The sequence below is a fragment of the Psychrobacter pasteurii genome (assembly GCF_900162815.1).
GTDB lineage: Bacteria > Pseudomonadota > Gammaproteobacteria > Pseudomonadales > Moraxellaceae > Psychrobacter > Psychrobacter pasteurii.
Window position 1 is genome coordinate 1 of the sequence record NZ_FUGD01000075.1, and the last position, 25,217, is coordinate 25,217.

The 25,217-nt window shown below is 40.7% G+C and carries 34 protein-coding genes and 1 other RNA gene; 17 read left to right on the forward strand and 18 right to left on the reverse strand.

The features are described from left to right. The first annotated feature begins 419 nt into the window (after positions 1-419). A complete protein-coding gene (locus A1232T_RS05875) occupies positions 420-2,039 on the forward strand; it encodes a mechanosensitive ion channel family protein (protein WP_244152397.1) in 1,620 nt (539 codons plus the stop codon). A 126-nt stretch (positions 2,040-2,165) separates the two neighbouring features. On the opposite strand, the gene A1232T_RS05880 is transcribed toward A1232T_RS05875, so the two are convergent. The 4 genes from A1232T_RS05880 to A1232T_RS05895 all read right to left on the reverse strand — a co-directional run bounded on the left by A1232T_RS05880 (position 2,166) and on the right by A1232T_RS05895 (position 5,620). Next, positions 2,166-2,897, reverse strand: coding sequence for a Smr/MutS family protein (locus A1232T_RS05880; RefSeq protein WP_077448540.1), 732 nt, complete (start codon positions 2,895-2,897; stop codon positions 2,166-2,168). A 47-nt stretch (positions 2,898-2,944) separates the two neighbouring features. After that, on the reverse strand, positions 2,945-3,790 hold the full coding sequence (gene trpC, locus A1232T_RS05885) for an indole-3-glycerol phosphate synthase TrpC (RefSeq protein ID WP_077448541.1): 846 nt from the start codon (positions 3,788-3,790) through the stop codon (positions 2,945-2,947). 45 nt (positions 3,791-3,835) lie between these two features. After that, positions 3,836-4,939 carry an anthranilate phosphoribosyltransferase gene (gene trpD, locus A1232T_RS05890; RefSeq protein WP_077448542.1) on the reverse strand — a complete coding sequence of 368 codons (1,104 nt, stop codon included), beginning with the start codon at positions 4,937-4,939 and terminating at the stop codon, positions 3,836-3,838. Positions 4,940-5,023: 84 nt separating this feature from the next. Then, positions 5,024-5,620, reverse strand: coding sequence for an anthranilate synthase component II (locus A1232T_RS05895; protein WP_077448543.1), 597 nt, complete (start codon positions 5,618-5,620; stop codon positions 5,024-5,026). A 602-nt stretch (positions 5,621-6,222) separates the two neighbouring features. Between A1232T_RS05895 and glnA the strand changes: the two genes are divergently transcribed. Beyond that, entirely contained in the window at positions 6,223-7,632 is a 1,410-nt protein-coding gene (glnA, locus tag A1232T_RS05900; RefSeq protein WP_077448544.1) for a type I glutamate--ammonia ligase, read from the forward strand. Between the two features lie 98 nt (positions 7,633-7,730). Here glnA and A1232T_RS05905 read toward each other — a convergent pair whose 3' ends face one another. Beyond that, the gene (locus tag A1232T_RS05905) at positions 7,731-8,456 is read right to left on the reverse strand and encodes an SIMPL domain-containing protein (RefSeq protein WP_077448545.1); all 726 of its coding nucleotides are present in this window, start codon (positions 8,454-8,456) and stop codon (positions 7,731-7,733) included. Between the two features lie 329 nt (positions 8,457-8,785). On the opposite strand from A1232T_RS05905, the gene ffs reads away from it, so the two are divergent. After that, positions 8,786-8,882, forward strand: an RNA gene (gene ffs, locus A1232T_RS05910) — signal recognition particle sRNA small type. A gap of 251 nt (positions 8,883-9,133) precedes the next feature. Continuing rightward, on the forward strand, positions 9,134-10,312 hold the full coding sequence (locus A1232T_RS05915; protein ID WP_077448546.1) for a CinA family nicotinamide mononucleotide deamidase-related protein: 1,179 nt from the start codon (positions 9,134-9,136) through the stop codon (positions 10,310-10,312). 64 nt (positions 10,313-10,376) lie between these two features. On the opposite strand, the gene A1232T_RS05920 is transcribed toward A1232T_RS05915, so the two are convergent. From A1232T_RS05920 to A1232T_RS05960, 9 genes are all read right to left on the reverse strand, one after another. Further along, entirely contained in the window at positions 10,377-10,733 is a 357-nt protein-coding gene (locus tag A1232T_RS05920; protein WP_077448547.1) for a glutaredoxin family protein, read from the reverse strand. A 401-nt stretch (positions 10,734-11,134) separates the two neighbouring features. Further along, positions 11,135-12,277: a site-specific integrase gene (locus tag A1232T_RS05925; RefSeq protein ID WP_077448548.1), complete on the reverse strand. Its 1,143-nt coding sequence runs from the start codon at positions 12,275-12,277 to the stop codon at positions 11,135-11,137. A 168-nt stretch (positions 12,278-12,445) separates the two neighbouring features. Beyond that, a complete protein-coding gene (locus A1232T_RS05930) occupies positions 12,446-12,796 on the reverse strand; it encodes a hypothetical protein (RefSeq protein ID WP_077448549.1) in 351 nt (116 codons plus the stop codon). Beyond that, a complete protein-coding gene (locus A1232T_RS05935; RefSeq protein ID WP_077448550.1) occupies positions 12,793-13,155 on the reverse strand; it encodes a hypothetical protein in 363 nt (120 codons plus the stop codon). The genes A1232T_RS05930 and A1232T_RS05935 overlap by 4 nt, the downstream gene beginning before the upstream one ends. A gap of 2 nt (positions 13,156-13,157) precedes the next feature. Then, complete coding sequence (locus tag A1232T_RS05940) at positions 13,158-13,385, reverse strand: hypothetical protein (RefSeq protein ID WP_077448551.1); 228 nt, start codon at positions 13,383-13,385, stop codon at positions 13,158-13,160. Beyond that, positions 13,385-13,852 (reverse strand): hypothetical protein, encoded by a 468-nt coding sequence (locus tag A1232T_RS05945; protein ID WP_077448552.1) that lies wholly within the window; start codon positions 13,850-13,852, stop codon positions 13,385-13,387. The genes A1232T_RS05940 and A1232T_RS05945 overlap by 1 nt, the downstream gene beginning before the upstream one ends. A gap of 1 nt (position 13,853) precedes the next feature. Continuing rightward, positions 13,854-14,180, reverse strand: coding sequence for a hypothetical protein (locus tag A1232T_RS05950; RefSeq protein WP_077448553.1), 327 nt, complete (start codon positions 14,178-14,180; stop codon positions 13,854-13,856). Next, on the reverse strand, positions 14,181-15,002 hold the full coding sequence (locus A1232T_RS05955; RefSeq protein WP_077448554.1) for a hypothetical protein: 822 nt from the start codon (positions 15,000-15,002) through the stop codon (positions 14,181-14,183). Between the two features lie 41 nt (positions 15,003-15,043). Further along, positions 15,044-15,523: a hypothetical protein gene (locus A1232T_RS05960; RefSeq protein WP_077448555.1), complete on the reverse strand. Its 480-nt coding sequence runs from the start codon at positions 15,521-15,523 to the stop codon at positions 15,044-15,046. 239 nt (positions 15,524-15,762) lie between these two features. Between A1232T_RS05960 and A1232T_RS14085 the strand changes: the two genes are divergently transcribed. Continuing rightward, positions 15,763-15,939, forward strand: a complete 177-nt coding sequence (locus A1232T_RS14085; protein ID WP_167367042.1) for a YdcA family protein — start codon at positions 15,763-15,765, stop codon at positions 15,937-15,939. 369 nt (positions 15,940-16,308) lie between these two features. Here the strand turns inward: A1232T_RS14085 and A1232T_RS05965 are convergent, their stop codons facing one another. The 4 genes from A1232T_RS05965 to A1232T_RS05980 form a co-directional block, all read right to left on the reverse strand. Beyond that, a complete protein-coding gene (locus A1232T_RS05965; RefSeq protein ID WP_077448556.1) occupies positions 16,309-16,761 on the reverse strand; it encodes a hypothetical protein in 453 nt (150 codons plus the stop codon). Positions 16,762-16,794: 33 nt separating this feature from the next. After that, positions 16,795-17,112 (reverse strand): STAS-like domain-containing protein, encoded by a 318-nt coding sequence (locus tag A1232T_RS05970; protein ID WP_077448557.1) that lies wholly within the window; start codon positions 17,110-17,112, stop codon positions 16,795-16,797. A gap of 10 nt (positions 17,113-17,122) precedes the next feature. Then, positions 17,123-18,181, reverse strand: coding sequence for an ATP-binding protein (locus A1232T_RS05975; RefSeq protein WP_143513957.1), 1,059 nt, complete (start codon positions 18,179-18,181; stop codon positions 17,123-17,125). A 256-nt stretch (positions 18,182-18,437) separates the two neighbouring features. After that, entirely contained in the window at positions 18,438-19,157 is a 720-nt protein-coding gene (locus A1232T_RS05980) for an XRE family transcriptional regulator (RefSeq protein ID WP_077448559.1), read from the reverse strand. A gap of 132 nt (positions 19,158-19,289) precedes the next feature. On the opposite strand from A1232T_RS05980, the gene A1232T_RS05985 reads away from it, so the two are divergent. From A1232T_RS05985 to A1232T_RS06030, 12 genes are all read left to right on the forward strand, one after another. Further along, positions 19,290-19,526: a transcriptional regulator gene (locus tag A1232T_RS05985; RefSeq protein WP_077448560.1), complete on the forward strand. Its 237-nt coding sequence runs from the start codon at positions 19,290-19,292 to the stop codon at positions 19,524-19,526. A gap of 37 nt (positions 19,527-19,563) precedes the next feature. After that, positions 19,564-20,007, forward strand: a complete 444-nt coding sequence (locus A1232T_RS05990; RefSeq protein WP_077448561.1) for a phage regulatory CII family protein — start codon at positions 19,564-19,566, stop codon at positions 20,005-20,007. 2 nt (positions 20,008-20,009) lie between these two features. Then, positions 20,010-20,210, forward strand: coding sequence for a hypothetical protein (locus tag A1232T_RS13825; protein WP_143513958.1), 201 nt, complete (start codon positions 20,010-20,012; stop codon positions 20,208-20,210). 44 nt (positions 20,211-20,254) lie between these two features. After that, positions 20,255-20,971: a phage antirepressor KilAC domain-containing protein gene (locus A1232T_RS14090; RefSeq protein WP_077448562.1), complete on the forward strand. Its 717-nt coding sequence runs from the start codon at positions 20,255-20,257 to the stop codon at positions 20,969-20,971. An 11-nt stretch (positions 20,972-20,982) separates the two neighbouring features. Further along, entirely contained in the window at positions 20,983-21,915 is a 933-nt protein-coding gene (locus A1232T_RS06000) for a hypothetical protein (RefSeq protein WP_143513959.1), read from the forward strand. A gap of 37 nt (positions 21,916-21,952) precedes the next feature. Continuing rightward, positions 21,953-22,501, forward strand: a complete 549-nt coding sequence (locus A1232T_RS06005) for a hypothetical protein (RefSeq protein ID WP_244152398.1) — start codon at positions 21,953-21,955, stop codon at positions 22,499-22,501. Then, on the forward strand, positions 22,485-22,721 hold the full coding sequence (locus tag A1232T_RS13830) for a hypothetical protein (RefSeq protein WP_143513960.1): 237 nt from the start codon (positions 22,485-22,487) through the stop codon (positions 22,719-22,721). Before A1232T_RS06005 ends, A1232T_RS13830 begins: the two co-directional genes overlap by 17 nt. Before the next feature lies 1 nt (position 22,722). After that, positions 22,723-22,872: a hypothetical protein gene (locus A1232T_RS14095; protein WP_167367043.1), complete on the forward strand. Its 150-nt coding sequence runs from the start codon at positions 22,723-22,725 to the stop codon at positions 22,870-22,872. Next, complete coding sequence (locus A1232T_RS06015; protein WP_077448566.1) at positions 22,865-23,278, forward strand: VRR-NUC domain-containing protein; 414 nt, start codon at positions 22,865-22,867, stop codon at positions 23,276-23,278. The genes A1232T_RS14095 and A1232T_RS06015 overlap by 8 nt, the downstream gene beginning before the upstream one ends. Next, complete coding sequence (locus A1232T_RS06020) at positions 23,256-23,825, forward strand: hypothetical protein (RefSeq protein WP_077448567.1); 570 nt, start codon at positions 23,256-23,258, stop codon at positions 23,823-23,825. The genes A1232T_RS06015 and A1232T_RS06020 overlap by 23 nt, the downstream gene beginning before the upstream one ends. Positions 23,826-23,894: 69 nt before the next feature. Further along, positions 23,895-24,719: a tetratricopeptide repeat protein gene (locus tag A1232T_RS06025; RefSeq protein ID WP_077448568.1), complete on the forward strand. Its 825-nt coding sequence runs from the start codon at positions 23,895-23,897 to the stop codon at positions 24,717-24,719. Continuing rightward, positions 24,710-25,138: a hypothetical protein gene (locus A1232T_RS06030; protein ID WP_077448569.1), complete on the forward strand. Its 429-nt coding sequence runs from the start codon at positions 24,710-24,712 to the stop codon at positions 25,136-25,138. Before A1232T_RS06025 ends, A1232T_RS06030 begins: the two co-directional genes overlap by 10 nt. Positions 25,139-25,217 lie beyond the last annotated feature (79 nt).

Here is a 25,217-nt window from a genome sequence, read left to right on the forward strand (position 1 = left end):
TATTATCAGTTATATCGAGCTGTACTACAATCAGACGAGGATTCAAAAGGGTTTGGGCTATCAATCGCCAAGACAGGTGTGGTTTGATTATTATCGTCAGGCTGCGTAACTAAAATCTCCCAAGTTTAACTGTACGGAATTGACAGCAGGGGTCAGTTAGACAAATTGGGGCCAAAACTTGATAGAGTCCAGTTAATATACAGTTTCTATAAGTTCTACATATTGTCGGCAGCAGCAGGCATGCTAAAATTACGTCTCGAAATTTGTACTGCTACTTAGCGAAGCTGTACAAATAGCGAAGTTATCAAACCTTTCAATACCCAAGCATTAGGCTGTTAAAAATGTTTTTTTATAACTTTAATTCTTCTCAACCTCACCAAAAAGATCCTCCTCTAAGCTCTCATTCTTGGGTGAGGGTAATGTTTGGGTTACTGCTGGCCTTAATATTGGCTATTACTAGTACCGCCCAAGCGGCAGATGAGCAGTCAGCCTTATCCAATGGTGGCTCTCAAGACAGCGCCGAGGAAATGATTGATCCTTTTGGGCGCCAAACGCCGCGTAGTACTGTGCAAGGGTTTATAAAAGCGTTGGCAGAGAACAATGCTTCTTTAGCGGCAAATTACCTAAGCTTGAACTCAGGGGAGAACTCTGTTGAGTCTGTGCGTCAATTAAAGTTGGCCTTAGATACTGGCGGTAGGTTGAATCCTGAATTGCAAATTGACAATACCTCATCGGGTAACTTAGCAGATCAATTACCCCCGACTCTTGAAAAAGTAGGGACGATCACAGCCCCTGATCAGGTGATTGATATTGTTTTGGTAAGAAAGGTGAGTGAGCATGGCGGTCAATACTGGCAAATATCTAGCGAAACGCTACAGGCCATCAGAGACTCTAATATAGCGGCCAAACCCTCTCTTATTGATAAATATACTCTAAAGCCTCTGCAAGATAAGATGGTTGGTGGCTACAACCTAGCGGATATTTTTGCCGTATTCTTATTGGCTATCGTCTGTATTGCTGCCTCTTATGTCTTTTTTGCAGTGCTATATTTCATTATCAAAGCTTACTATCCTAAGGTGCGTAACAAGCCTCTGCCCATAGACATTAAGTTCATTTTACCGCTGGCTCTGGTGATGACCTCACTAATTTTATATGAGGTCATGGTTTTTGCGGGGGTTTCGGTTACAGTGCGAGAGCCTGTGAACCGTATCAAGGACATCATTGGTTGGTTTGCTTCGACTTGGTTATTGCTAAGAGTCGTTGATGCCATCTTTAGCCGTGCCGAGCGTCAAAGCTATAAGAAGAATCAGACCGAGCGGGTATCGATATTAAGCCTGCTGCATAAGATCATTAAAACGCTGCTACTTATTTTGGCATCGATTTTTATCTTCGGAAACTTAGGGTTTGATTTAACCACAGGTATTGCGGCACTGGGGGTCGGTGGTTTGGCATTGGCCTTAGGTGCGCAAAAGATGATCGAAAACTTAGTCGGTAGTGTGGTCGTTGTTGCAGACCAGCCTGTACGAGTTGGAGATTATTGTAAGTTTGGAGATTTAGAAGGCACCGTCGTTGATATCGGGATTCGCTCAACCAGACTACGTACTCTAAATAGAACTATTGTGACTGTGCCCAATGGTGAGTTTTCATCGATGTCGATTGAGAACTTTGCTTCCCGAGATATGTACCACTTTTTGCATAACATTTATATTAAGCGCAATGTTGATGCCACTACGCTAGAGAACTTCTTAAAGGAAATGGAGGAGTTTTTGGAAGAGCATGAGTTTACTAACTCAGAATGGACTCAGGTTAGGATTGCTGAGCTGCGCCAAGACAGCATGGTTATCGAGTTCCGTGCTTATATTTATGCGTCAGGAGCAGATGAATTCTATGATAAGCAAACTCAGCTGTTGATTGAAATCTTAAAAGAGATTGAAAGTTATCCTATCGAGCATGCCTTAGCGACTCAAAGAATGATTGTGGAATCTCCAGATAAAGACAATGCCACTTCTATGCTACAAGTGGGAGAAGATAAGGGCTAATTACCTTGAGCCATTTAAGGCTTAATAATTGAAAACCTTCTCATGTTATCCAAACAAAAGCCACTATATTAACTAGTGGCTTTTGTCTTTTTATAAGATTGAGTTGCTAAAGCTTTTAAAGACGAATTATTGGTCGTCAGTCTTATTTTTCTTTAACAGAACTAAGACAGCACCGTTACCGCCATCTTTTGGAGGAGCAGAGGCAAAGCCTAAGACTTCTGGAAGCTGACGTAACCAGCCGTTCACACAGGTTTTAAGGACAGCATCTGTACCTTTACCATGGACAATTTTCACCACAGTTTCATTCTTCTTACGTGCCTGAGTAATTAAAGTAGTCACCGCCTCACGGGCTTCATCAATAGTTGCCCCATGGATATCCACCGCATCATACCAACGCAGCTTGCCCTGTTTTAGCTGATTAAACACTTTGTTTTGTAAAGTCGGGGTCTTATAAACCAGATAAGACTCACCGCTTACAGGGTTTAATAAGGCTTGCATGTCTGATAGCCCAGCACCTAGCTGTTCTGCATCCGCACCTTGAGCAGCCGCACGCTTAGATAGGGTAGCTGCATCAGGCTTGGTGGCTTTAGGTTTGGCCACATCAGACAAGGTGTTGTTGTCTTTAATAGGCTGAACCCCTGCCATGGCTTGTAGGAATAACACCTTGTCATCATCGACATGCTCACTACCTAACTGCTTTACCGTTTTCTCAACTTGCTTCTTGGTCGGTAGCGTAACTGGGTCAGTAGGTTTTTCGTTTTCAGGATCGCTAGGTGAAGTAGCACGACCTTTGCTTAATTTGCCTTTAAGCTCCTTAAGCTGATCTTGTATTTCTTTCGAGAATAGAGAGTTTGACATAAATAATTACCGCTTACATTTAATGAATTTAAAAAATATTATGGGCTTTATAGCGAGCTTAGCAAAGAAGCCAGGGTCTCACCTGGGTTATCTGTTTTCATAAACTGCTCACCGATTAAGAAGCTGCTAATCTGATTGTTTAACATCAGTTGCATATCCTCGGTGCTATGGATCCCACTTTCTGTAACTAAAAGCTGAGGGCGAGTAGACTGATTATCAACATAGGCCTTCAATTTAATAGAAGTGTTCAGGTCAGTGGTAAAGGTGTTCAAGTCGCGATTGTTGATACCATAGATGTTGTGCTCAGAATATGGCAGCTGTAAAGCACGCTCAAGCTCTTGCTGAGTATGAACCTCAATTAAGACATCCATGCCCAAGTCGCACGCTACTTTATGCAGCTCATGCAGTTTATCATCTTCCAAACAAGCCACAATTAACAAAATACAGTCGGCGCCCAGTAGATAAGACTCATAGATTTGATAGCTATCAATCATAAAGTCTTTGCGTAAAACTGGAAGAGCACACGCAGCTTTGGCTTGCTGCAAGTAGTCATTATGACCTTGGAAGTATTGCTCATCAGTCAGTACTGACAGACAGGCGGCACCGGCTTGCTCATACTGTTGAGCGATTAGGGCAGGGTCGAAGTTCTTTGAAATAATCCCCTTTGATGGAGAGGCCTTTTTTACCTCGGCAATGATACCTGGCTTGCCGGCTTCTTGTTTGGCTAACAAAGCTTTAGCGAAGCCGCGACGAGGGGCTGTGCCTTGCTTTAGTAAAGCTTCTGCTTCACTTTTAATACTATCAAAGTCTTTTTTAGATTTGGCAGCAGCAACTTCTGAGTGCTTAGTAACAACAATTTTTTTTAAGATTGAAGGAATGGCATCTTGGGTCATAATTTGCTCGTATATTGCACTTAAAGTTAGTGTAAATGTGAAAGTTTAGAAGGTTTGAGTATAGGCTGCCAATTCTTTCATCTTTTGTAAGGCTTTACCGCTACGGATAATGTTCTGAGCTTTACTCACCCCGTTAGGGAAGTTGCTGGCAAGACCGGCGACATAAATAGCTGCCCCCGCATTTAGCGCAATCATATCACGCGCTTTTTCTACTTTATTTTGGTTGATATCAAAGTCATTGCTATCTTCACCAGATAATGCTGCCTGAATTAACTGTAAGCTTTGTTCTGACGAGTTAACATCCAGACCTACTAAAGTCTGTGAATCAATGCCGGCATCTTCTGGGAAAACATCATAAACTGTCACTTCACCATCTTTTAATTCAGCAACCTTGGTACTGGTCGCCAAGCTAATTTCATCTAAGCGGTCTTTAGAGCTGACAACCATAACATGTTCAGCACCCAAGTTTTTAAACACATGGGCCAATGGCTCACACATATTATCGGTAAATACCCCGACTACTGAGTTTTTGACGCCAGCTGGGTTGGTTAAAGGGCCTAAAATGTTAAAGATGGTGCGCACCTTTAACGCACGGCGTACCGGAATGGCGTGTTTCATCGCCGTATGGTGATTTGGGGCAAATAAGAAGCCAATACCTTGCTCTTCAATGCATTGACGAGTCTGCTCTGGAGTTATCTCTAAGTTTAGTCCTGCCTGCTCAAGTAAGTCTGAGCTGCCAGATTTAGAAGAGACGCCGCGGTTACCATGCTTGGCAACCGTTGCTCCTGCAGCAGCAGCCACAAAAGCTGATGCAGTAGAGACGTTAAATAAGTTACTGCCATCACCGCCAGTACCCACAATATCAACCAGATTATGACAATTTGTAGGCTCAATAGTATGAGCAAAATCTAACATCACACTGGCAGAAGCGGTGATCTCATCGATCGACTCACTTTTCATGTTTAGGCCGGTTAACAGTGCCCCCATCATGGCGTCAGGACAGCGCCCGTCCATAATAATGGTCATGATTTGACGCATCTCTTGTTGAGTTAAATCAATTCTTCGCAAGATACGAGCTAAGGCGGTGGTTAGAATGTCATGGATTTGATCATCAGATAAATGGGCTGTGGTTAACGGAGTATTTGGCATAGTTTCTAACACGACTTAAGTTAATGGGAAGGTTGGATTCTTAAAGTTATTGGTTTTTTATTATACACACTAAGGTTAAAGTTGTTAGTGACTTAACAGATGATGCTGTTTTAAAAAGTTTTCAAATAGCTTTAGACCGGCATGGCTTAATATCGACTCTGGATGGAATTGAACCCCTTCAATGGGAAGCTGTTTATGGCGGATCCCCATGATTTCATCGGGCGCATTCGCCCCATTTTCTGTCCAAGCACTGATTAAAAGAGTATCAGGCAAAGACGCTTTATCGATAATTAATGAGTGATAGCGGGTAAATTCGGTTGGATTATCTAGACCCTCAAACACACCTTGTTGGTCATGAAAAACTTGAGAGGTACGGCCATGCATGATTTGTGAGGCACGAATAATATTGGCCCCAAAAGATTGAGCAATGGCTTGGTGCCCTAAGCAAACGCCAAGTAGGGGTAGCTTGCCTGCAAAATACTGAATACACTGTAAGGTAATCCCAGCCTCATCAGGAGTGCCTGGTCCGGGGCCTAAGACAATGGCGGCTGGATTGAGGGCCTCAATATCAGCCAAGCTAACCTTATCGTTTTCCACGACCTTAACTTCTGACCCTAGTTGTTGCAGATACTGCACAATATTATAAGTAAAGCTATCGTAGTTATCTAAAAGCAAAATCATAAAGGATCATCACAACAATTAGGGCGGAGGGGTAAAAATAATAAGCACAGATTATACCTATCCTAAGCCGGTTACGAAACCAAAGCTATAGAGTTAAAAATAAGTAAGCCATGAAAATAACTTATAACAACTGCACTCCTAGTAATGCACCATAATAAATAACAATTTTTCTATATATGCACAAAAATAGTGCGATAATATAAGGCTTATTGCACTGTTTTTGACAATATTAACGGGCTAAAAAATATCTTAGACGTAAAAGTGCCATGAAAAGCATGGTTTACTGAGTAAAATCTAATATTTATCGCTAAATACAAATATTTTGATAGTTTTTCTTTATGTTGGCACAGCAGTTGCAACAATGAATATATCAAAGCAGCAACAGGTTGCTTAAAGTCGAACTTAGCTTGTTACGACTTGAATTTAAATTGTCATTAAAATTTTAAATTACTGTTACCTAAACTGTTTTTTGATAAAATGAGAATAATATGCCAGCTTTTGAACCTAATAAGCCTAAGTGCCGCATAATAAATTCAAATTAAGTTCAGATTAAATTACCCCACAAAAAAGTTCGTTATGAACAATTAATGGAGAGACATATAATGTCAAACAAACTATTCGATCTAATCAAAGAGTCTAACGCCAAATGGGTAGACTTCCGTTTTACTGATACGATCGGTAAAGAGCAGCACATCAGCTATCCTGCCTCAAGCATCGACGAAGATGTTCTTGAAGATGGCAAAATGTTCGATGGTTCATCTGTTGCTGGCTGGAAAGGTATTGAAGCCTCTGACATGATTTTACGCCCAGATCCAGAAACGGCGTTTGTCGACCCATTTTTTGATTCACCAACCGTTGTGGTAACTTGTGATGTCATCGAACCAACCACTATGCAAGGCTATGACCGTGACCCACGCTCAATCGCACGCCGCGCAGAAGAGTACTTAAAGTCAACGGGTATTGGCGATACCGCTTTCTTCGGTCCTGAGCCAGAATTCTTCGTATTTGATGACGTCAAATGGTCGGTAGATATGTCAGGTGCGCGTCACCGTATCACGGCTGAAGAGGCCGCTTGGTCAACAGATAACGACTATGAGTGGGGCAACATGGCTCACCGTCCACGCGTAAAAGGCGGTTACTTCCCAGTACCACCAGTAGACAGTGCACAAGACCTACGTGCCGTTATGTGTGAGCGCTTAGAAGACATCATGGGCCCAGATCGTGTAGAAGTTCATCACCACGAAGTCGCGTCATGTCAGTCTGAAATCGGTGTTTCATTTAACACTATGGTTCGTAAAGCAGACGAAGTACAGCAGTTCAAATATGTGGTACATAACGTAGCACACCAGTTCGGTAAAACTGCTACCTTTATGCCAAAACCAATCGTTGGTGATAACGGTTCTGGTATGCACGTGCACATGTCAATCTTTAAAGACGGCACTAACACCTTCGCAGGTGACGAGTATGCCGGTCTGTCTGAAACAGCGTTATACTTCATTGGTGGTATTATCAAGCATGCGCGTGCACTAAACGCCATTGTTAACCCATCGACTAACAGCTACAAGCGTTTGGTACCTCATTATGAAGCACCAATCATGCTGGCTTACTCAGCACGCAACCGCTCAGCGTCTATCCGTATTCCCTACGTAAGCTCGCCAAAAGGTATTCGTGTTGAAGCTCGCTTCCCTGATCCAACCGCTAACCCATACCTAGCATTTGCTGCTTTATTAATGGCCGGTCTTGACGGTATCCAAAATAAAATGCACCCAGGCGATGCGGCGGATAAGAACTTATACGACCTACCTCCAGAAGAAGAAGGTTCAATCCCAACCGTGGCTGAGAACTTAGAAGTGGCTCTACAAGCGCTTAAAGATGACCATGACTTCTTATTAAAAGGTGATGTGTTCACTAAAGATATGCTAGATGCCTTCATCGGTATTAAAACTGAAGAAGTACGCCGTCTAAATACGACTGTGCATCCAGTAGAGTTCGATATGTACTACAGCCTATAATCTTTACCTTTAGAGGTTAGTTTTCTATACATAAAAAAACCCAGCTTTCGAGCTGGGTTTTTTGTTTGATAGAGCTTTTGTTTAATAAAGCTAAGGACCTATCTCATAAATGGAATAAGTTCAATGGTACCACTTGCTGTCACACCCAATTTAGTGTTGCCACCCTCAAACTCTTGAGCAGGCACACTGCTTTTTGCAGCAGCATCTCGCATCATCATCATGGGACGCGGTTGATAGCCTCCGTTGGTGTTAATAGAGACATTAACAATTCGATAGCCGCTCATATCCCAAGTCTCAGCCAATGATTTGGCTTGCTCTTTAAATTGCAGGGATGCTTTTTTAATCAGCTCTGTTTCAAGCTGCTTTTGCTTTTTCTCAGAGACCCCAAACTGAATGTTTTGTATCACTAAGTTTTCTTGAAGCTGGGCCACAAGCTCACTGGTCTTAGCAAAGTCATTGCTTTTTAAATCCACACTGATGGTGCCAGTCCAACCCGTAATTTTACCGTTATCATCATACTTAGGATAAGTGTGCTGTCGGCCTGTGGTAGCCGTCACTGTGGGATAGCGTTTAGCAATATTTAGCGCTTGGTTCATTGCCGCATTAAGCTCTGTCGCTAGTTTTTTTGGTGTGGTGGCTTGTGCTTGCTTGTATAAAGTAGCGGTGACCTGATCATTTTCGACTTCTTGGTTGGCTTCCACATTAAAGCTGATTTGGTTATAGCCTGTGGGTTCGGCATTCGCAGCGTTAGCAAATAGGGCAGTAGTTCCTAATACAGATAACATGCCTACTTGAGATAATAGGGTAGATAGTGACTTTGACATGAGTGGATCGCTCGTAAATTATAATTGTTAGTATTTGATTGTTATTAAAAATAAGTGGATGAAACAGAAACTCTAACTGAGTCAGACCAATAAGTGGCAATACGATAAGGCTTAAATAAAACGCCACATATTAGTTACAGCGTCAGTAATCAAATAGTATCAGGTTCCTGATTTACAGTAAGTGTAATGCCTGTGAATATTGTTACACAAATCTGCTGTTTGTTATTAGCAAAAACTGAGTTAAAGGTTATATTAAGGTGGGTTCTAGTAAATATCGAAATGTGCTTGAAAACATTGAAAGTTTAGGTATAATACGTGCTTGGTGGCTCCATTGGTAGCCTCGCAACTATGTACTATGAACCCCGCCAGGACCGGAAGGTAGCAACGGTAGTAGATACACAGTGTGCCGAGGATGTGCTAGTGGAGTCATCTTTTTTTTGCTTAAAATTTAGAAAGTAATAAAAGTGCTCTATACAGAATATAAAATAAAGGTCTGCCACTATGATGTGACAGGCCTTTTTTGTGGGCGTTAATTTTTGTTTGGATGAATCGGAAGATCAAGGTTGTGTTAACGAGGAGGGTCTACAGATTATTGCCGTCAGTGTTTACAATAGGGCAGTCACCTATAATGAAAAATAGAACTTAATAAATAAAATTGAATAAAAAAAGGACATACTATGAAAGCTGAAATTATCGCTATCGGCACAGAGATTCTGCTCGGTCAAATTGTAAATACTAATGCTCAATATATGGCTGAAGAGTTAGCTGACCTTGGCGTGGATGTCTATTTTCAAGGGGTGGTTGGGGACAATCGTGCTCGAATTACAGAGGCTTTGCAAATAGCCAGTGAACGCTCAGATTTGGTAGTTTGCTGTGGCGGGCTTGGTCCAACAGAAGATGACTTAACCAAAGATGTTATCGCTGAGTTCACTCAATCAAAGCTGGTTATTGAAAAACAAGCTGAAGAAAAAATACTAGAGCTGTTTAAAGAGGGTAGCGATTCTCTAATTACCGCTAATAAAAGACAAGCCAATACCATTGAAGGCAGTCAGCTATTAAAAAATGAGGTGGGTCTAGCGGTTGGCTTCGTTCATAAATACCAAAATACTTATTATGCAGTGCTGCCAGGGCCCCCAAGAGAGATGAAGGTGATGTTTGAACAAGAGTTCAAGCCTTTAATCGATAACATACTGGGTCAGCGAAAAAAACTTTATTCTAAATATTTGAAGTTTGGCAATATTGGTGAGTCTACAGTAGAGGACATGTTAAAAGAGCTTATTATTAAGCAAGATAATGTCTCGATTGCGCCCTATGCCGGCATTGGTGAGATTACCATTCGTTTGTCAGTCAAAGCAGATAGCTTTGAGCAAGCAGAAACTTATTTTGAACAAACTGCACAGCCTATACGTGAGCTTTTAGGTGATTATCTATATAGTGAAGAAAATGAGTCATTAGAACAGGCTTTAAGTCAGCATAAGATAGCAGACTTTGGGGTGTATGAGATTAACACCAATGCCTACTTGAGCAATAGAATCTTAAGTACCGATGCCCCTCATGAGAATCTGCTAGTCAGTACAACTAAAGTTGAGAAACAGAGCATTACTGAAGCGTTGGCGACCAGTCAGATTGTAGAATTCATTGAGAGAAACAAACTAAAAAATGGCATTGGTCTTTTTCATTGCCAAATCTCTCAGGCTTCAGTGACCCCCTCAGGCCGACCAAAAAAGCGATTCTTTATTGCTTTATGTGTGAATAACAAAGTGTCAGTTATTGAAAGAACCTTTATTGGCGATATGCAGGCAGTACAGATTCGAGTTGCTAAGACGGCCTTGTTCTTATTACTTAAGGCGCTATAAGCGTTTAATTAGCCTAGTGTGATAGGGCTTTATTATTACGTGGTTTGCGATGAGTAGGCTGGAGCTATTGGTTTTGAATATGACTTTCAATCAGTGACTTATTATAGCCATGGATTATTGAACCATTAAATTGTAGTAAGGGCACAGCTTGGCCACCTAGCGCTCTAAACTGCTCATATCCTGTAGCGGATCGCTCTATATCGTATTCACAGTAATTCACATTGTGTTTGGCTAGCAGCTGCTTGGTTTGCTTGCAGTAGCCACACCAGACCGCACTATAAAGCACAACATCATTTTGCTCAGAGGCATTGCAAGCTCGGGCTTCAGGGACGGGTTGAACTCTGCTGGAGTTAATCAGATAAATACTCGCTATTAAAACGGTAGCGGTTAGCACTATAGTAAATAGTGTGATGGGTTTCATGCGTCACCTGGTGTGCAAAATGTGTGCACATGAGTATAGTTAGAATAGGGATAGATGTCTAATTTGCTTCTGAAAACTTTGTTGGTCTATTTCTATATAACTCGCTTTAATACCAACAATAGTACCAACATAACATGACCTAATATTGCGGTTTAGAGTATCAGGTTAGATTTTCAAACATCAGCTCAGCTACTGGAACGCCCATAAAAAAAGGCTTGCCACAATTAATGTGACAAGCCTTTTAAGTGTTTGGTGGAGATGGCGGGAGTTGAACCCGCTACGAGCCTATACAGTCTGACGCAATCCGACAAGAAGCCTTGAAACATAAGGCTTTTGATTTTTGGTTGTCAGATTGCATCGGACTGTTTGACGTGATAGCACGTCAAAAATCACGTCACAGATTAATCCGTCCTAAGCTTACTCATCTCAATCTTATTTTTATCACCATGAATCCAGCGGCCGTATCTTTTCATAAGCATCTGAATACTGTGGCCTAGTTGGTTGGCAACAAACACTGGATTCACTCCGTCCATCAACAGCATAGTAGCATAGGTGTGCCTGGCATTATATGCTGGGCGCTTTCTAATGCGACACGCTTCCATAGCTCTACTGATTCTTAGACGTGGCGGTTTTTCATTAAAAAATGGCTGGCTAGTCTCAGGGCATATCATCACATAATCATTATCAAGCTTTAGTGCTTGTAGCGCTTCAAACGCTGCTTTGCTTCTGTCGTTAAGATACACTTCACGCACTGTATGAGTTTTAGTGACGCTTTTCTCAACACCGCGCACCCTCGTTTTATTGATGATAATAGACCCATTAAACCAGTCTATATCTGACCATCTCAGAGCAAGCAATTCACTGGGTCGGCACCCCGTCCAAAACGCCACCTCAAAATACCAATAATAAAAATGCTCATCACCATCAAGATTCTTATCAAGCCAGGTCAGTAGCGCATTCATCTCATCTCTGTTGAATGGGTCCGGCAACCCCGTCTGCACTTTCTTGTTATTGATGTCAGACATAGGGTTGTAGCTTTGGTCAATCAACTTCATTTCAACGGCTTTATCAAAAACCCCGCGAAGTGGTACCAAGCAATTATTTAAGGTCTTATCAGTTTTAAAACCCCTGTCGGCAATAGCATCTTTAATCTGGTCACTGGTGATTTCATCAATACGAGACAAGGCAAAGTAGGGCATCCAGTGCTTATTAAGAGCTGATAAGTAATCTTTCTTAGAGTCAGTATTGGCTTCGCAGTGCTTAAGATACTTTTGTGCGACTTCTTGAAAAAGAACGCCGCTAGTAACTATCGATTCAGCTTGATAACCCTTGGCGGCATTGATGTCGGCATCGGTTAAGATGCCCCATTCGGCTTTTGTTGCTAATTCAGCTCTAATTTTAGAGGCTGCAGCGATACCTTCCGCAGTCGGCGGGTGTGGGAGCGTGATGTTGTACCGCTGTTTGCGTCGCTCAAAGTAGATTTGGACACTGCCGGTGCGGATTCGCACTCCTGTTGGCAGTTTCTTGCTTGTTGATTTAGCCATTTGTTAAATCCAGTTACTGAGTAATAGATTCGATTGTCAACTTTAACCCAGACTTCACCTTGCTTCCAACTATCTTTTCGTAAATCATAAAACCGACTTCTGGGTATGCCGGTCAGCTCTTCGAACTTTGGGGCGCTCACCCAGTCAATCTCGACTACAGCGACATTATCATCTGACATCTTTAGATCCTCCGTTTATTTCATCAATTGAATAAACCCACGGTGCCATGTTGTCTTCATAGTGTTCGTTAACAAATTCTTTGGCGCTATCAATACAAGTAAATCCACCGCAATGATCAGTGTGGTTATCTGCTAAGCGGGTTTTTTTAACTAAATACTTGCCATTAACGTCATCCAATATCACATATAAGTGAGTAGGGCCTTTGGCAACAATGCGAGTATCGTCAAAGGGGTTTGCATTCTGATAATGCCATTGTAGAGGCTTGACTGGCAGTTCATCTCGCTGGCGTCTACTGAGCACACCAGCTGTTTGAATCATCGACTCTCTAACTAAATTCATGCTAATACTCCAAACATATCTAATTGATCATCTGCTTTTGCAGGTTTAGCGCTTCGCTTAGCTGGCACTAAATCCCTGCAAAAATGCTCTCTGCAATACTCAAACACATCAGCAATCGTTGTACTGCTATCCATGATTTCAGCTATTTGATTACTACCCAATTTAATAGTACTTTTTAAACACTTGCCATTTTTGTAGATAGTCATAAATGAAAACCGACTACCCAAAAACACCATTATTTTTTCTTGCATTAAATGCTTGTCGTCTTCATGAGTAAACCAAACAGCCTTTTCCCATTGTTGGCCAATATTAGAGTAGCGGCTTTTTTCTGATTCGCATTTGTATTTATTCACTTGCACATCTATCCTTTTTTCACAAAACTAAATCCTACACACATCGCAAACGCCTCATCTGTGTATTTGCTAATGCCAAGTTCATACAGAGCCAGTTTCGCTTTTCCGTAAGGGCCGCCTAATACATATAATCCCTTTTCATCTGCATGCACTTCGACTTTTTGCCCAACTTCAAAATCACTAAACATTGCGGCCTCACATTCGATTAAGTCGCCTGCTTTTATTTTGTTGCTCATCACTCAATCTCCGTTATCTCATTTCCGTCCATGTCCACTGGCACAGCAAATTCAGCTAGGATACCTCCGGGGGTATTAAAGTAGTCACCATCTACACCAGTAACTATACGCAGCTTAGGGGGATTGACGCTCCTAGCTCTATCATCACTTATATGACTTACTAGACAAAGTACATACTTCTGCTTTTCTAGCAGCTTCTTAGTTAATTCGCTGCCTCTTACTGGCAATTCAGGTACTGCATCTTCGCCATAAAGCATAACTAAAGCTTGACGGTTTTTAGAAGTGGCGTGGAATAGGCTAGGTGTTCCGGGTTCATGCATAAATATATAACCTTCATCGGTGTAAGAGTCGTCTGCACTCATTACAGGATAGTGGTCATCACTACTTGGAATTAGTTCAACTAGTCTAATTTTTTTGTTTGGGACTATTTCAAATACTAAATCACCTGCTTTGAATTCATTTTTCATATCAACCCTCCTTAAACAAAGCCAAGCTGCTGTTAACAGCTCGGCTGGCTCGACTGACTAGCTCCTTTAGACGCTCTTCGTTGTCAGCCATACTTGCGAGCTCTTGCTCAAGTTCGCAAACCCTAAATTCCAAATCACTTATTTCGCTGTGTAATTCGGAATTTTTATCTTCCAGCTTATCCAACTGGCCAGACTCTTCAGGATTTAAGTTTCGCTCTAAGCGGCAGGCAAGGGCATATGCTAGCGAATCATACTCTTCGTCCAATGCGAGTGCTATCAATTCGAATTCAGATGCATTAGCAAATCGGCGGTTGGTTAACAAGTCCATTTATGCCTCCTTAGTTTTAGGGTAGTCATTTACCTTGGCGAGCTTTTTATGCACTTCAGATTCGAGCACCCAACCAGCTTTTCTTCCGCGCTCATAGTTAACAGATACCACATCATTTACTATGTTTGATTTTTTGAGAGCCAGTGCAACCATTCTTAATATAACAACTCTTGAATGCCTAGCCGTGTATTCATCAACTCTCACAAATTGGCCTGCTAATATTCTTTGCGCAATCTCTGCAATCGTTTGGTGATAGATCTGCTGGCTAGATAAGTCATTGATTGGCTCTAGGCGTTTGCGAACAGCCTCAGCATTTTTTTTAGTCAAAAGCCTTTCATTTAGCGCGCTTTCATCAATCCAACCAAGGTTTCGTTTGGTTTCAGTTCTTAGAGTAACGATCTCAAAGCCTTTTGATCTTAAATCTGCAGCTATTCGCGATAGGATGCAACTCATCGTTGATATGGCATAAACGCCTTTATAGTCAGTTGCTTTAACTAATTCCCCATTAAAAAACCTACTTTTAACCTGGCTAATCAAGTTAGTGTAATGCTCGTCTGAAAAATCAATCTCACGAGCCTTGTTCTTTGGCAGATTGCCAGCCTCCTTAACGATTGCCTCATGCGCCTTACGTGCACGCTGTTTGTTTTTAATTTGTCTCTTTTGAATTTCCTTGGTGTTTACATTATTAAAATAAGAATCACCTTTCACTAAATTATCAGGGAGCGATTCGACTCTCCCATTCTCTTTTAACCACTCTTCGACAACCTCAATTGGCGTTCCTTGACTGGCTTTAACAGCTGATAAATTTGTTTGTATTAGCATTGTTTGAACACCTCTTTAACGAATATTTTGACCTGATTTTCTTAATTTCGATTGTTTGCTAAAAACCTATTAGCATGCTCGTTTGATTGTTTAAACTCGAGTTGACGCTCATAGTTATCGACAGGATGGGTAGCTGTCGTTGCGATATCTTTGTCTAGTTGAGTAAAGACATAATCTGTGCAGCCTGTTGTATTACTCACAACTATGAACAAGCCGGCAAGTAGTGTGGTAAAACCTATGCCTCGCAATGCATTGAGTGCATATTCAGAAGCTGACACTTTAACCCCATCATCAATAAACTGATCATCAGTATCACCAGCGAATAGCTTGACTGGCGAGTAACCCCAGTCGCGTAGCCAGCTTGTATTTATAGGACGCACCACTTCATCTGTTGCTACATCGCAGATATCGACACGCCCGCCAGCATAGATTTTCAAAGTTTCATTGGCACCAAAGCGGTAAATGGCCGGTTGGTGACGCCCACCTTTTTGGATGAGTTGTAGTAATTGTGGCTTTTTCATATAACCCTCGCTTATTTGCTGCGTTGTTGTGATGCATTAATAATAGTTTAAACTATAATCATAAGTCAATAGCTTTAACAATAAAAATAGTTTAAACTTTAACTAAGGGTTTTAGCCACAATTAACAAACAAAAAAACCGCCACTCGGGCGGTTAATTTTCTTGAAATAGTGATAGATAACAGATGAACTTAATGCTATGGTTTGAGACTACTTTACTTCATTATTAAGATGGTGGTTTATGAAAACTTGGTCAGCACTGCTTATCTCTATGCTTATGATGGCGCCAGTAATGGAAGCGAATGCTCGTAACCAACCGTGCTCTAAAAGCATGGGCGGAGTCTCGCACTGTAAGGACGGCAAGTTTGTCTGTAAAAATGGCAAAATCAGTAAGTCTAAGCAAGTGTGTAAGATGTAAGGCAGTAGTTTAAGAATATAGTCATAGGCAACTAAATGAGATGCGAGGCAACCGATCTCAAGTACTACTATATCAGGCTTAGTAAGGTTAACGCTGTAGCTCTTTAATTTATCTACGACTATATGTTGATACCTATCAGCTCGTTTGTTGATAGGTATTTTTTTTGGGTAGTAAAAACCTGTCTTTGCTAAGCGGGGCGGGGCTAACTCCGCTAATTGAGACTCGAGTGGATTTTTTAATTGTTAAATGAGCAGATGAGGCATTGCGGATAGGTGGTTAGATTATTCTATAATGATGCTGTTTTCAGAACAGAATATTTAGAAGTAATTGAGTCCAAGAGGTAGTTGTTTCTATATTTAAATAGAATTATTAAATCAGCTTATAAAGTTTTGCAATTATTTCGCTTGAGCGAATATACATAATGGAGATAATCTCATCTCTGTCTACCATCATGTTTTGAGAGTTTAATTGAATATTTGAAGGGGACTCAATTGGAGTCTTTAGCTCAATAAACTCAAATAAGTTACTACAATCTGCTTTCAAAGCTGTAAAGTCTACGCCGCTTAAAGCTATAAACGGAAACGGTGCGCATTTAATAAATTTATCCACTGTCTGGGTTAGAATTAATTTATTAAATTGATACTCTCCATTAGAGGGGGTATATGGCACTGTATGACAAGAATTAACAACGAGTTCATTTAAGTTATCCAGTCTATTTACAATTTCATCAATACATCTGTGTTGCTTGCTTTTTGCATTCTGATGATGGAAAAATGCTATAGCAAATAGTAAAGGTATTAGAGTATTAAGAAATGCAAACATTAAGCGCCTGTGTATTGGAAATATATAAAGCCATTAGGCCTCTGAAACGTATCTTTTCACTTTCTCACGAATTTCAGGATATTCATTTGCTACGATCTCGAACTTATTGAAAAACTGACTTTTAGATATTTTTTTCTCTCGAATCAATCCAGCAAAAGCTTGTTCTAGAAAAGACGAGCCAGCAGCCAAAACCCCATCGAAATTAATTATGATTTTTTCATCTTCAGGTACTTTTTCAATTTCTCTTATCAGAATCTCATAAAAATGATCGCCTGTGTAGCTACCATCACTGCGGTGCCTTCCTGAAGGCATTAACGAAAAATCGTTAGCAACATTAATTATAGACATCATCTTAAATTCCTTATACGAGCTGGATTACCCATGAAATAACAGTACCATCAATTTTTGAAGTGAAATCTTCAAGATTTTTCTTTAATGATCTTTCTCTAAAACTACCATCTGAATTTGATTCAAGTAAGTAACTACCATATTTACTTAACACGGATGTATGAACCCTAGAGATTTCTGGAAATTCATTAGTGTTTTTAACAAGGTTTAGAATATCATCAAACCCTTGGCCTCTACCTTTCACTTTAGTACTGGTGGAGTTTAAGTATGTAGCATATTTGATAAGCTGAGAGTCTTTGAGCTTTCTCAATGAATCTAAATCTTTAGACGCACCTATAAAAATATCTTTTGCATTAGCTATTGTACCCTCTAAAGTATTCATAATAGATACTGGAGCTGTATAAGGGATGGTCACTCCTAAATCAGAGACTACTACCGAAATAGACCTATCATCGATATGGGTTAGGACATACCACTTGTTATATTGATCGTCATGATAAGCGTGATGTATGACGTTGTTTATAGCCTCACTAATAGCTGTAACTAGCCTAAAATGAACTGTTGGATCCTTAAACATCTTTTTAAGATCGTGGATGTGACGTACCATATCATCAGGTAAATCGGAGGTATAACCACTAAACATAGACCAATTATCAACACTAGACTTAAAGTTGGTTTTATTAACGTCTTTAAATCCAAAGTTTTTATTTAATTTTAAAAGTTTAAAAACCGCTCTAGGTATTAGGCTTTTACTATTACGAGACTTAAATCTTACATTACGGTCTTTATATTTATCTAATACATGAACTATATGGAGAGCAGTCAAAGGATTAATAGTTTCTAAATCAATAAAATTAAGATATAAGCTATCAAATGTATTATTAGGTATAGACTTCAATATTTTAATAATTTTATTTCTTTCTGAAGGAACAAATAAACTAAGTTTACTAGAGAATTTAATCCGTTCTTTCTTCATATTATCAGTTCTATTGTTACGGCTCTGTAATTTTCTTTGTCTTATATTGTATTTTACAATCCGCTGTCTTTGTTTTTCAGAAATTTTCTTCATCAATGTATGCACTTTAATTTTTGGGTATACGTATTAGGGCGTCTCCTCATTTTGGAAATTGAAATAAAATAAGGTAGATCGCAGTTAAATAGGGAACACAATGCAATAAATTTCGGGGTGTTTATCAGCTATTTGCTCCACTATTACAAGATTTAGTTATTTTTTGTCCCATTTAAATGCGGTTTTATGAATTAAAGACACGCCTAGTATAATACACATTTACAGTCTGATATGACAAACTCGCTACAATATAAATATCCTAATGCTGTGCAAACGTATATCGTACGCGGCCAAACAACCTAAACTGGCTAAAAGTATCTCTGCTAATGATTTGGTCAGGGTACGTATCTTTGTCTGCATTATCTGATTTGAGCACCACACTACCGTCTAAGTTCTTCACTGCACGCTTACAGATCATCTCCCCATCAGCATTGAATACATAAATCTTATTGTTAATAAAGTTGTCGTATTCGCTCTCATTGGTATTGACGAGCATTAGTGTGCCATGCGGTATCGTGTACCCCATACTGTCACTGCAGGCATGCATAAGTATTAGGCCTTTACCATCTGTAGGCAGGTTGTTATTCCTTAAAAACTCTACTGTAAATGATTGAGTGTGGGCCTCAGGGTTTTCTTCATTGACGTAACCTGGGCCACAGCTCGCTTTGATGTCTAAATAGGGGATTTTCACAAGAGGGTATTTTGTGCTTCCCCCAATAAGAATTACAGCCCCTTCTGCTAATAGATCCGCCTGGTTCGCCTCTGAACCTTTTTTAGCTTTGCCTTTGCCATAGACCAACCAATCGACATCGACCTTTAGTACGTTCGCAATTTCATTTATATAGCGCGACCGCTGAGTCTTGCCAGATTCTAATTGGTAGTAACTGGGTTGCTTCATACCTACAGCTTCAGCAACTTCACTTTGAGACATGTTTAGCTGCTCTCTAGCGTACTTAAGTCTTTCAGGCAACGTATTCATGCTTATTCCATAGTTGATTATCGTTATACAGAGATTTTATAGCTAAAACTATAACTAATCAAAAAGTTAAAACTATTGCTTAATTATAGTTTAAACAATATAATCGAGATAAATTATAGTAAGGACAATAGTATGACTTCTTACCAATCTAAATACATCAAGCTTATCGAGTATTTAGGTGGCCAAAGCGAAGCTGCCAGGGTATTAGGTTGCACGCAGCCATCAGTATGGGCATGGATTCAAGGCAAAGCGAATATGTCGGCAAAATTCGCAGTTAGAGCGGAGCAAAAAACAGATGGTCATTTCTCAAAAGAAGACCTTTGTCCAAGTCTAGCTCCAATCTCTAATACCGATTCTACAACCAATTAAAAACCAGTAACACGTTTTCATATAGGAGATAAACACGATGGACGTTATCGCAGCTGCTCACAAAACGGTACACAAGATTGAGCATGGTGGCTCGCCAGCTCTAGCTGCTCGCATGGGTATGTCTAGCACAGTGCTAAACAACAAGGTCAACCCTAATTGCGACACTCACCACTTACGGTTAGATGAAGCTCTAACCATCATGGAGTTTACGGGCGACCATACCATCATTGATGCTATGGCGAATCGCCTTGGCGGAGTCTTTTCCAAAATGGAAACAACTGCCGCCTCTGAAGAATCCATGGTTATGTCATTACTGAAAATTGGCGGGCAGAGCGGAAATCTACTGGGTGAATTCAAGAAGGCGATTGAGGACGGCCGTATTGATTGCAATGAGTACAAACAGCTTAAGCAAATACTACAAAAGCAAAAATCAGACTTGCACGCGCTAGAGCTTGTACTTGACCAACAGCGCGGGGAATAGCTATGCCAAATATAGGATGTGATAAATGCCCTTACTCGACAGGCGATACTTGCTGTCACCAGTCTATAAGAGCCAGAACCGAAGTCACTGGTGACGATAGAGCCATTAAACGTGAGTTTATGCGCATCGAAAGAATATCGCGCGCCCAAGCGGAAAAGACAGAATCCAAAACAAGAAAAAGCCCCATCGCTGGCAGGCAATAGGGCTTAGGTGTTTCTTAAAACAAACATTACAAGGATATTAAACCATGAATTTACCAACAATTCAAGAACACAAAGAGCTTGTTCAAGCAGTATCAGCCAGAGACTTGTATCAATTCTTACAACCCACTGAACGTTTTTCAAGCTGGTTTGATCGCCAACTACAGTATGGGTTCGAAAATGGAGTTGATTATTTAGGGTGTAAAGTTTTTAACACCCTAGCAAGACAGGAGCTGCAAGACTTCTACATATCGATTGATATGGCCAAAGAGGTATCGATGATTCAGCGTTCCGAAAAAGGTAAGCAGGCAAGACAGTATTTTATTGAATGTGAGCGTCGAGCTACACAGCCCACTTTCCAAATCCCTCAAACACTATCTGAAGCGTTGCGTTTAGCAGCCACTCAAGCCGAGACAATAGAACAGCAACAAGAGCGTTTAGCATTAGTGGAGCCCAAAGCAGCCGCATTGGATGTTATTGGAGCAGCAGAGGGCAGCCTAGGTGTGCGTGAGACCGCAAAAACGATAGGTATCGCTCAGAATAAGTTTGTCGCATGGTGCGTTAATAACGAATGGATGTATAGAGACTCTAAAGACAAGCTGCAGCCATACAGCGGTCGTATTCAGCAAGGGTATATGGAACAGCGTCCGGTTACATTTAATGGCCGTGACGGGACTGCCAGAGCGACAACACAGCCGATGTTCACACCAAAAGGGCTGGCAAGATTGGCACAGATATTCGCAATAGTACATGAGGTGGCGTAATGAGATACACATTGAGCATAAATGCAGTCAAATGCCATGAATGGGGCCTTAACTTAAACCAAGGTGCCTTATTTGATTTACTTAACCAAGCAAGCTCATGGGCCAAACCCCATGTAATTAATGGCGAGTTTTATTATTGGGTATCTCGCAACATGGTGATTGATGAAATTCCCCTGGCATACAGTAAGCCAGATACTGTTTATCGAGCCCTAAAGCTGTTTGAGGAAAAAGGCTTGATTGATTACATCAAGGAAGGAAAAAAAGACTTAGTTAAGTTAACTGAAAAGGGCAAGGAATGGAACTCTAAAACCACTTTTACACCTGATTCTAATTCGGATTTAAATCCGAAAAATAATCAAAACTCGGAAATAAATCCGAAAAACACCCAAAATTCGGATTCAAATCCGAGCAAATTCGGAAATGAATCCGAAAAAACCCCTAAAAACTCGGATTTGAATCCGACAAATAAGAATACTAATTATAAGAATACTAATAATCATATTAATAAAAAAAATACCAAAAAAACAAAATCGAAAACTCAGTCACCGGTGGAGACTTACAAACCTGAAAAACCCGACTTGGTTTCAGATCAGGTTTGGAGTGATTTACTCAGTCACAGAAAAATCAAAAAAACGTCGAATACCCAAACAGCTTGGAATGTGATTTTCAGTCAACTGGAAAAAGCGAAGCAAGCAACCGGTCATTCACTGGATCAGATAATCACTGAGTGGATAACACGGGATTGGAAAGGTTTTAAATCAGACTGGTACATCAACATTCAGAATAAGATTCAGAACACAGGATTTAATCATGCAAACAATAAACCAGCTAACAACCCAGCTAACGAACAGCCAAAGAAATCAAGCGCAGACATCTACGCAGAAAACCTTGCCAGAGACCTTGCACAGCAGTACCCAGACGAATTCGCAAACGTGCCTTTCTAAGCAGCAGATAGCCAGTTTGTTTGCAGGGTGGAAAAAGTTGTTTAGATCAAAAATCAAAGATGAGGACTGGGGTGTTGACACACTGACCGTTTGGTATATCGCATTAACCGACCTAGGCATGACACAAGACGAGTTCAACCAAGCTAAGCGTAAGTCGTTAAGTCTTTCGTGGCCACCAACAGCCCCAGCTGATTTTTTAGAGTTAGCGAGAGCTGGCAAGCAAAGTGAATACCTAGACACACAAATCGCATTTGAGACAGCCTGTAGATGCTCAGGAATGCGCGGAGACGTCGAAAGAGACTGGAGGCACCCAACTGTACTAGAAACTGCAAATCGCATCGGGTGGGGCAAATTAGCGGGTGCTGGTAACGGATTTATCAAATACTTTGCCACGGTCTATGAGCGGGTGCTTATCGAACACAAGAATGGGGCTAATTTTGAGATACCCAAAACCCATCGTATTGAAGCGCCAAAACCTGCCCGCTTAGACAACGACAGCCCAGTTGCCCAGGACTGGGAAAAGATGAGGGCTAGATTTGGGCTCAAGAAAAAAAACAAGGAAGTGGTCTGTGGGGAAGAGTCTTAATTTAAATCGTAGCACCAAATCACCGCTTGATAATTTCTACACTATTTTTGCGGCCGTACGTGGTTCAAATGGAATAACAACCGCAGGGATTGAGTCTCTAACTAAGTTAAACCGACGAACGATTGAACGCCATGTTAAACGGATGGTGCAAGAGGGGCTTATTAGCTGCATACCTCGCCGGCCAAGTGGCTATATCTATCAAATTAAATCAGAGGAATAATATGAAAAAACACATCGGTACCGGCAAGGTAGTCAAGAAGTCCGAATGGCTAGGAGCCAATAAGGTGAAAGTCACTTACACGGATTTAAGCAGCGAAGAGTTAACGCGCCAAGCCTATGATCAAGTTATTCGAGAGGTGAAAGATGCGTAAAGCTAGGGGGTTAACAGAAGACCAAGTGCAACAAGTAGTGCTCAATTGGTCAAGACGGCAAACATACAAATCACGTCCCTTGTTTGATTATCTGCATCATTCCCCCAATGGGGGCAGCCGTCATTCTTTAGAGGCTGCTAAATTCAAACGCATGGGGGTTAAGGCGGGTTATCCAGACTTAATACTTGATATTGCTAAGGGTGGTTATCACGGGCTCAGAGTTGAGCTTAAACGAGACAAAAGAAGCTACCTCACAAAGATGCAAAAAGAGCGCATACAGATGCTCAATGACGAGGGGTATCTAGCGGTGGTAGCCAAAGGCGTAGATGAAGCCATTGAGACAATCCAGACGTATTTAAATCTTAAAGACAAAGGGGAATCGCTTGAACAAGGTGTTGCTAAATAGATTTGGTACCAGCCCTCGGTTGCAGTTGGCCTGCGGTGATTGGCTTCAGCATGGCATGCATGCTAAGACTGTTAAGTTTGATATTGGCCAAGGCGGTGAGGTGCCGCAAGTTAATTGGGAGGATAGGAGTGCGGCTATCGCTCTAATAAAACATGGTCCAACCAAAGCGCTGGCAAGCTTATTGCTGTGGGGGAGTAACGAGCATTGGAATTGGTCAGATGACTTTGACGAAGTTGTACGTTATTTGACTAACGAGATGCTAAAGCGCTGTGATGCAGACGATAGGCAAGCACCAAAGGGTTGCAGTCACAGCCGTGAGGAATTGGCTTATCTCATGTCTCGCATGACATTGCATTTCGAGTTGTATAATCTGTGGGATTTGTACTCGCTTGAGGGGCAGCTACTGTTCAGTGGGATCAATGTGCCAGCTAACACTTATCGGCAAGTGTGGAAGAAGTACCAAGACTATATGCTTGATGATACCCAAAGGCTGGCACTAGACGTGGAACATGCTGTCCAAGAGTATAGGCATAGATTAGGACTATAAGGTTGCATTTACTACATAGCACAGCCATGATAGTATAGTTGAACCTATATCTAGTTAAAAATAGACACTATGAGCATACAACCTCAAACTAAAAGCATTGAAGTGCAGAGCTTTATGAACTCTTATTTGGGTTTGCTTAGTCCAAATAATTTTAGACTAAAGCTCTGGCTTAGAGATGCAGAAGCATTGCGCAAATCCAATCCAGTCGATAGTTATATGATTGAGGGTTGGGTTAGCCGCGCTCAGGGTAATCTTAATGATGCGGTGAAGAAGGTTGCAAATGCAAGTAAGCTTGATGATTCTGTGTTAGGCAACTTGGCTACGATGTACTCTTCAGCCGGTAGGTTCGATGAAGCAGAGAAACTATGCTTATCAATACTTCAGAAAGATAATTATGATTGGTATGCGTTTCATCAGATGTTAGTTAATACATCCGTTACGTTAAATCAAACTAGGTTGAAAAAAGCTATGAATCTTTTTAAGCCAGTAGATGAAAAAGCACAAGTTCTATTAAATATAGGCAATATTTATTTAGAAGATATAGTTAAGGCTCATGAGGTGCTAGAAAAAGTAGGTGTCACAATCGCCACATACCGATCTATAATGGAGATGGCCACAGTTGTTAAAAACAATAAATACCTAGGAGATAGCAAGTTAAAACTAAGCATGCAGGTCAACGAAGTCGGTAAAATACTAATCATAGATGAAACATTATTTAATGTGACTGTTGACGATTGTATTGATTTGAATGAGCAATATTTTGATTCTATTTTAAGCTTAGAGTGCCCATTTGATGAGTTGAAAAAAGTGGTGTATAACTTTAGACCAGGAGAAGAAAAAGAGGATTTAGAGTCTGAGGCCTCTAGTTATAAGGAGTTTGTCGAATGGGGGTGAGTATATCTGATCTACATAAAACTATTGATAGCTTATTCCCTGATTTAAACTCTATAGATAGCGAGGGCACTCAGAGAGCTTGTGTAAACAGAAAGTATTACGCTACTTACCATCATCTATTAGAAGTTTTAAATAACCACTTCAGTTATGACCTTAGCAATGAAGGTAGGTTTGGTAATACGGGACATCATAAAAGAGTTGTTTTGGCTTTTGAAGACGTATATATGACCACAGGAAGCAAGAATGCGCAGCAGTTATACTTAAAAATACAAAACTTCATTTCTAAACGACATAAAGCGGACTATTATTTAGATTCTGATTTTGATGAATTTGACTATAAGCAGTCAATTAAGTTTGCTAATGACATACCAGATTTGGCGAATAAATTGGTTGAAGAACTAAAAAACAAGAGGGCGTAAAATAGAGAATGCTTGACCCTCTCTGACGGATAAGGTAGTATTTATATAAAGTGGTCTTACGTGTAAGTAAGGCGTTATT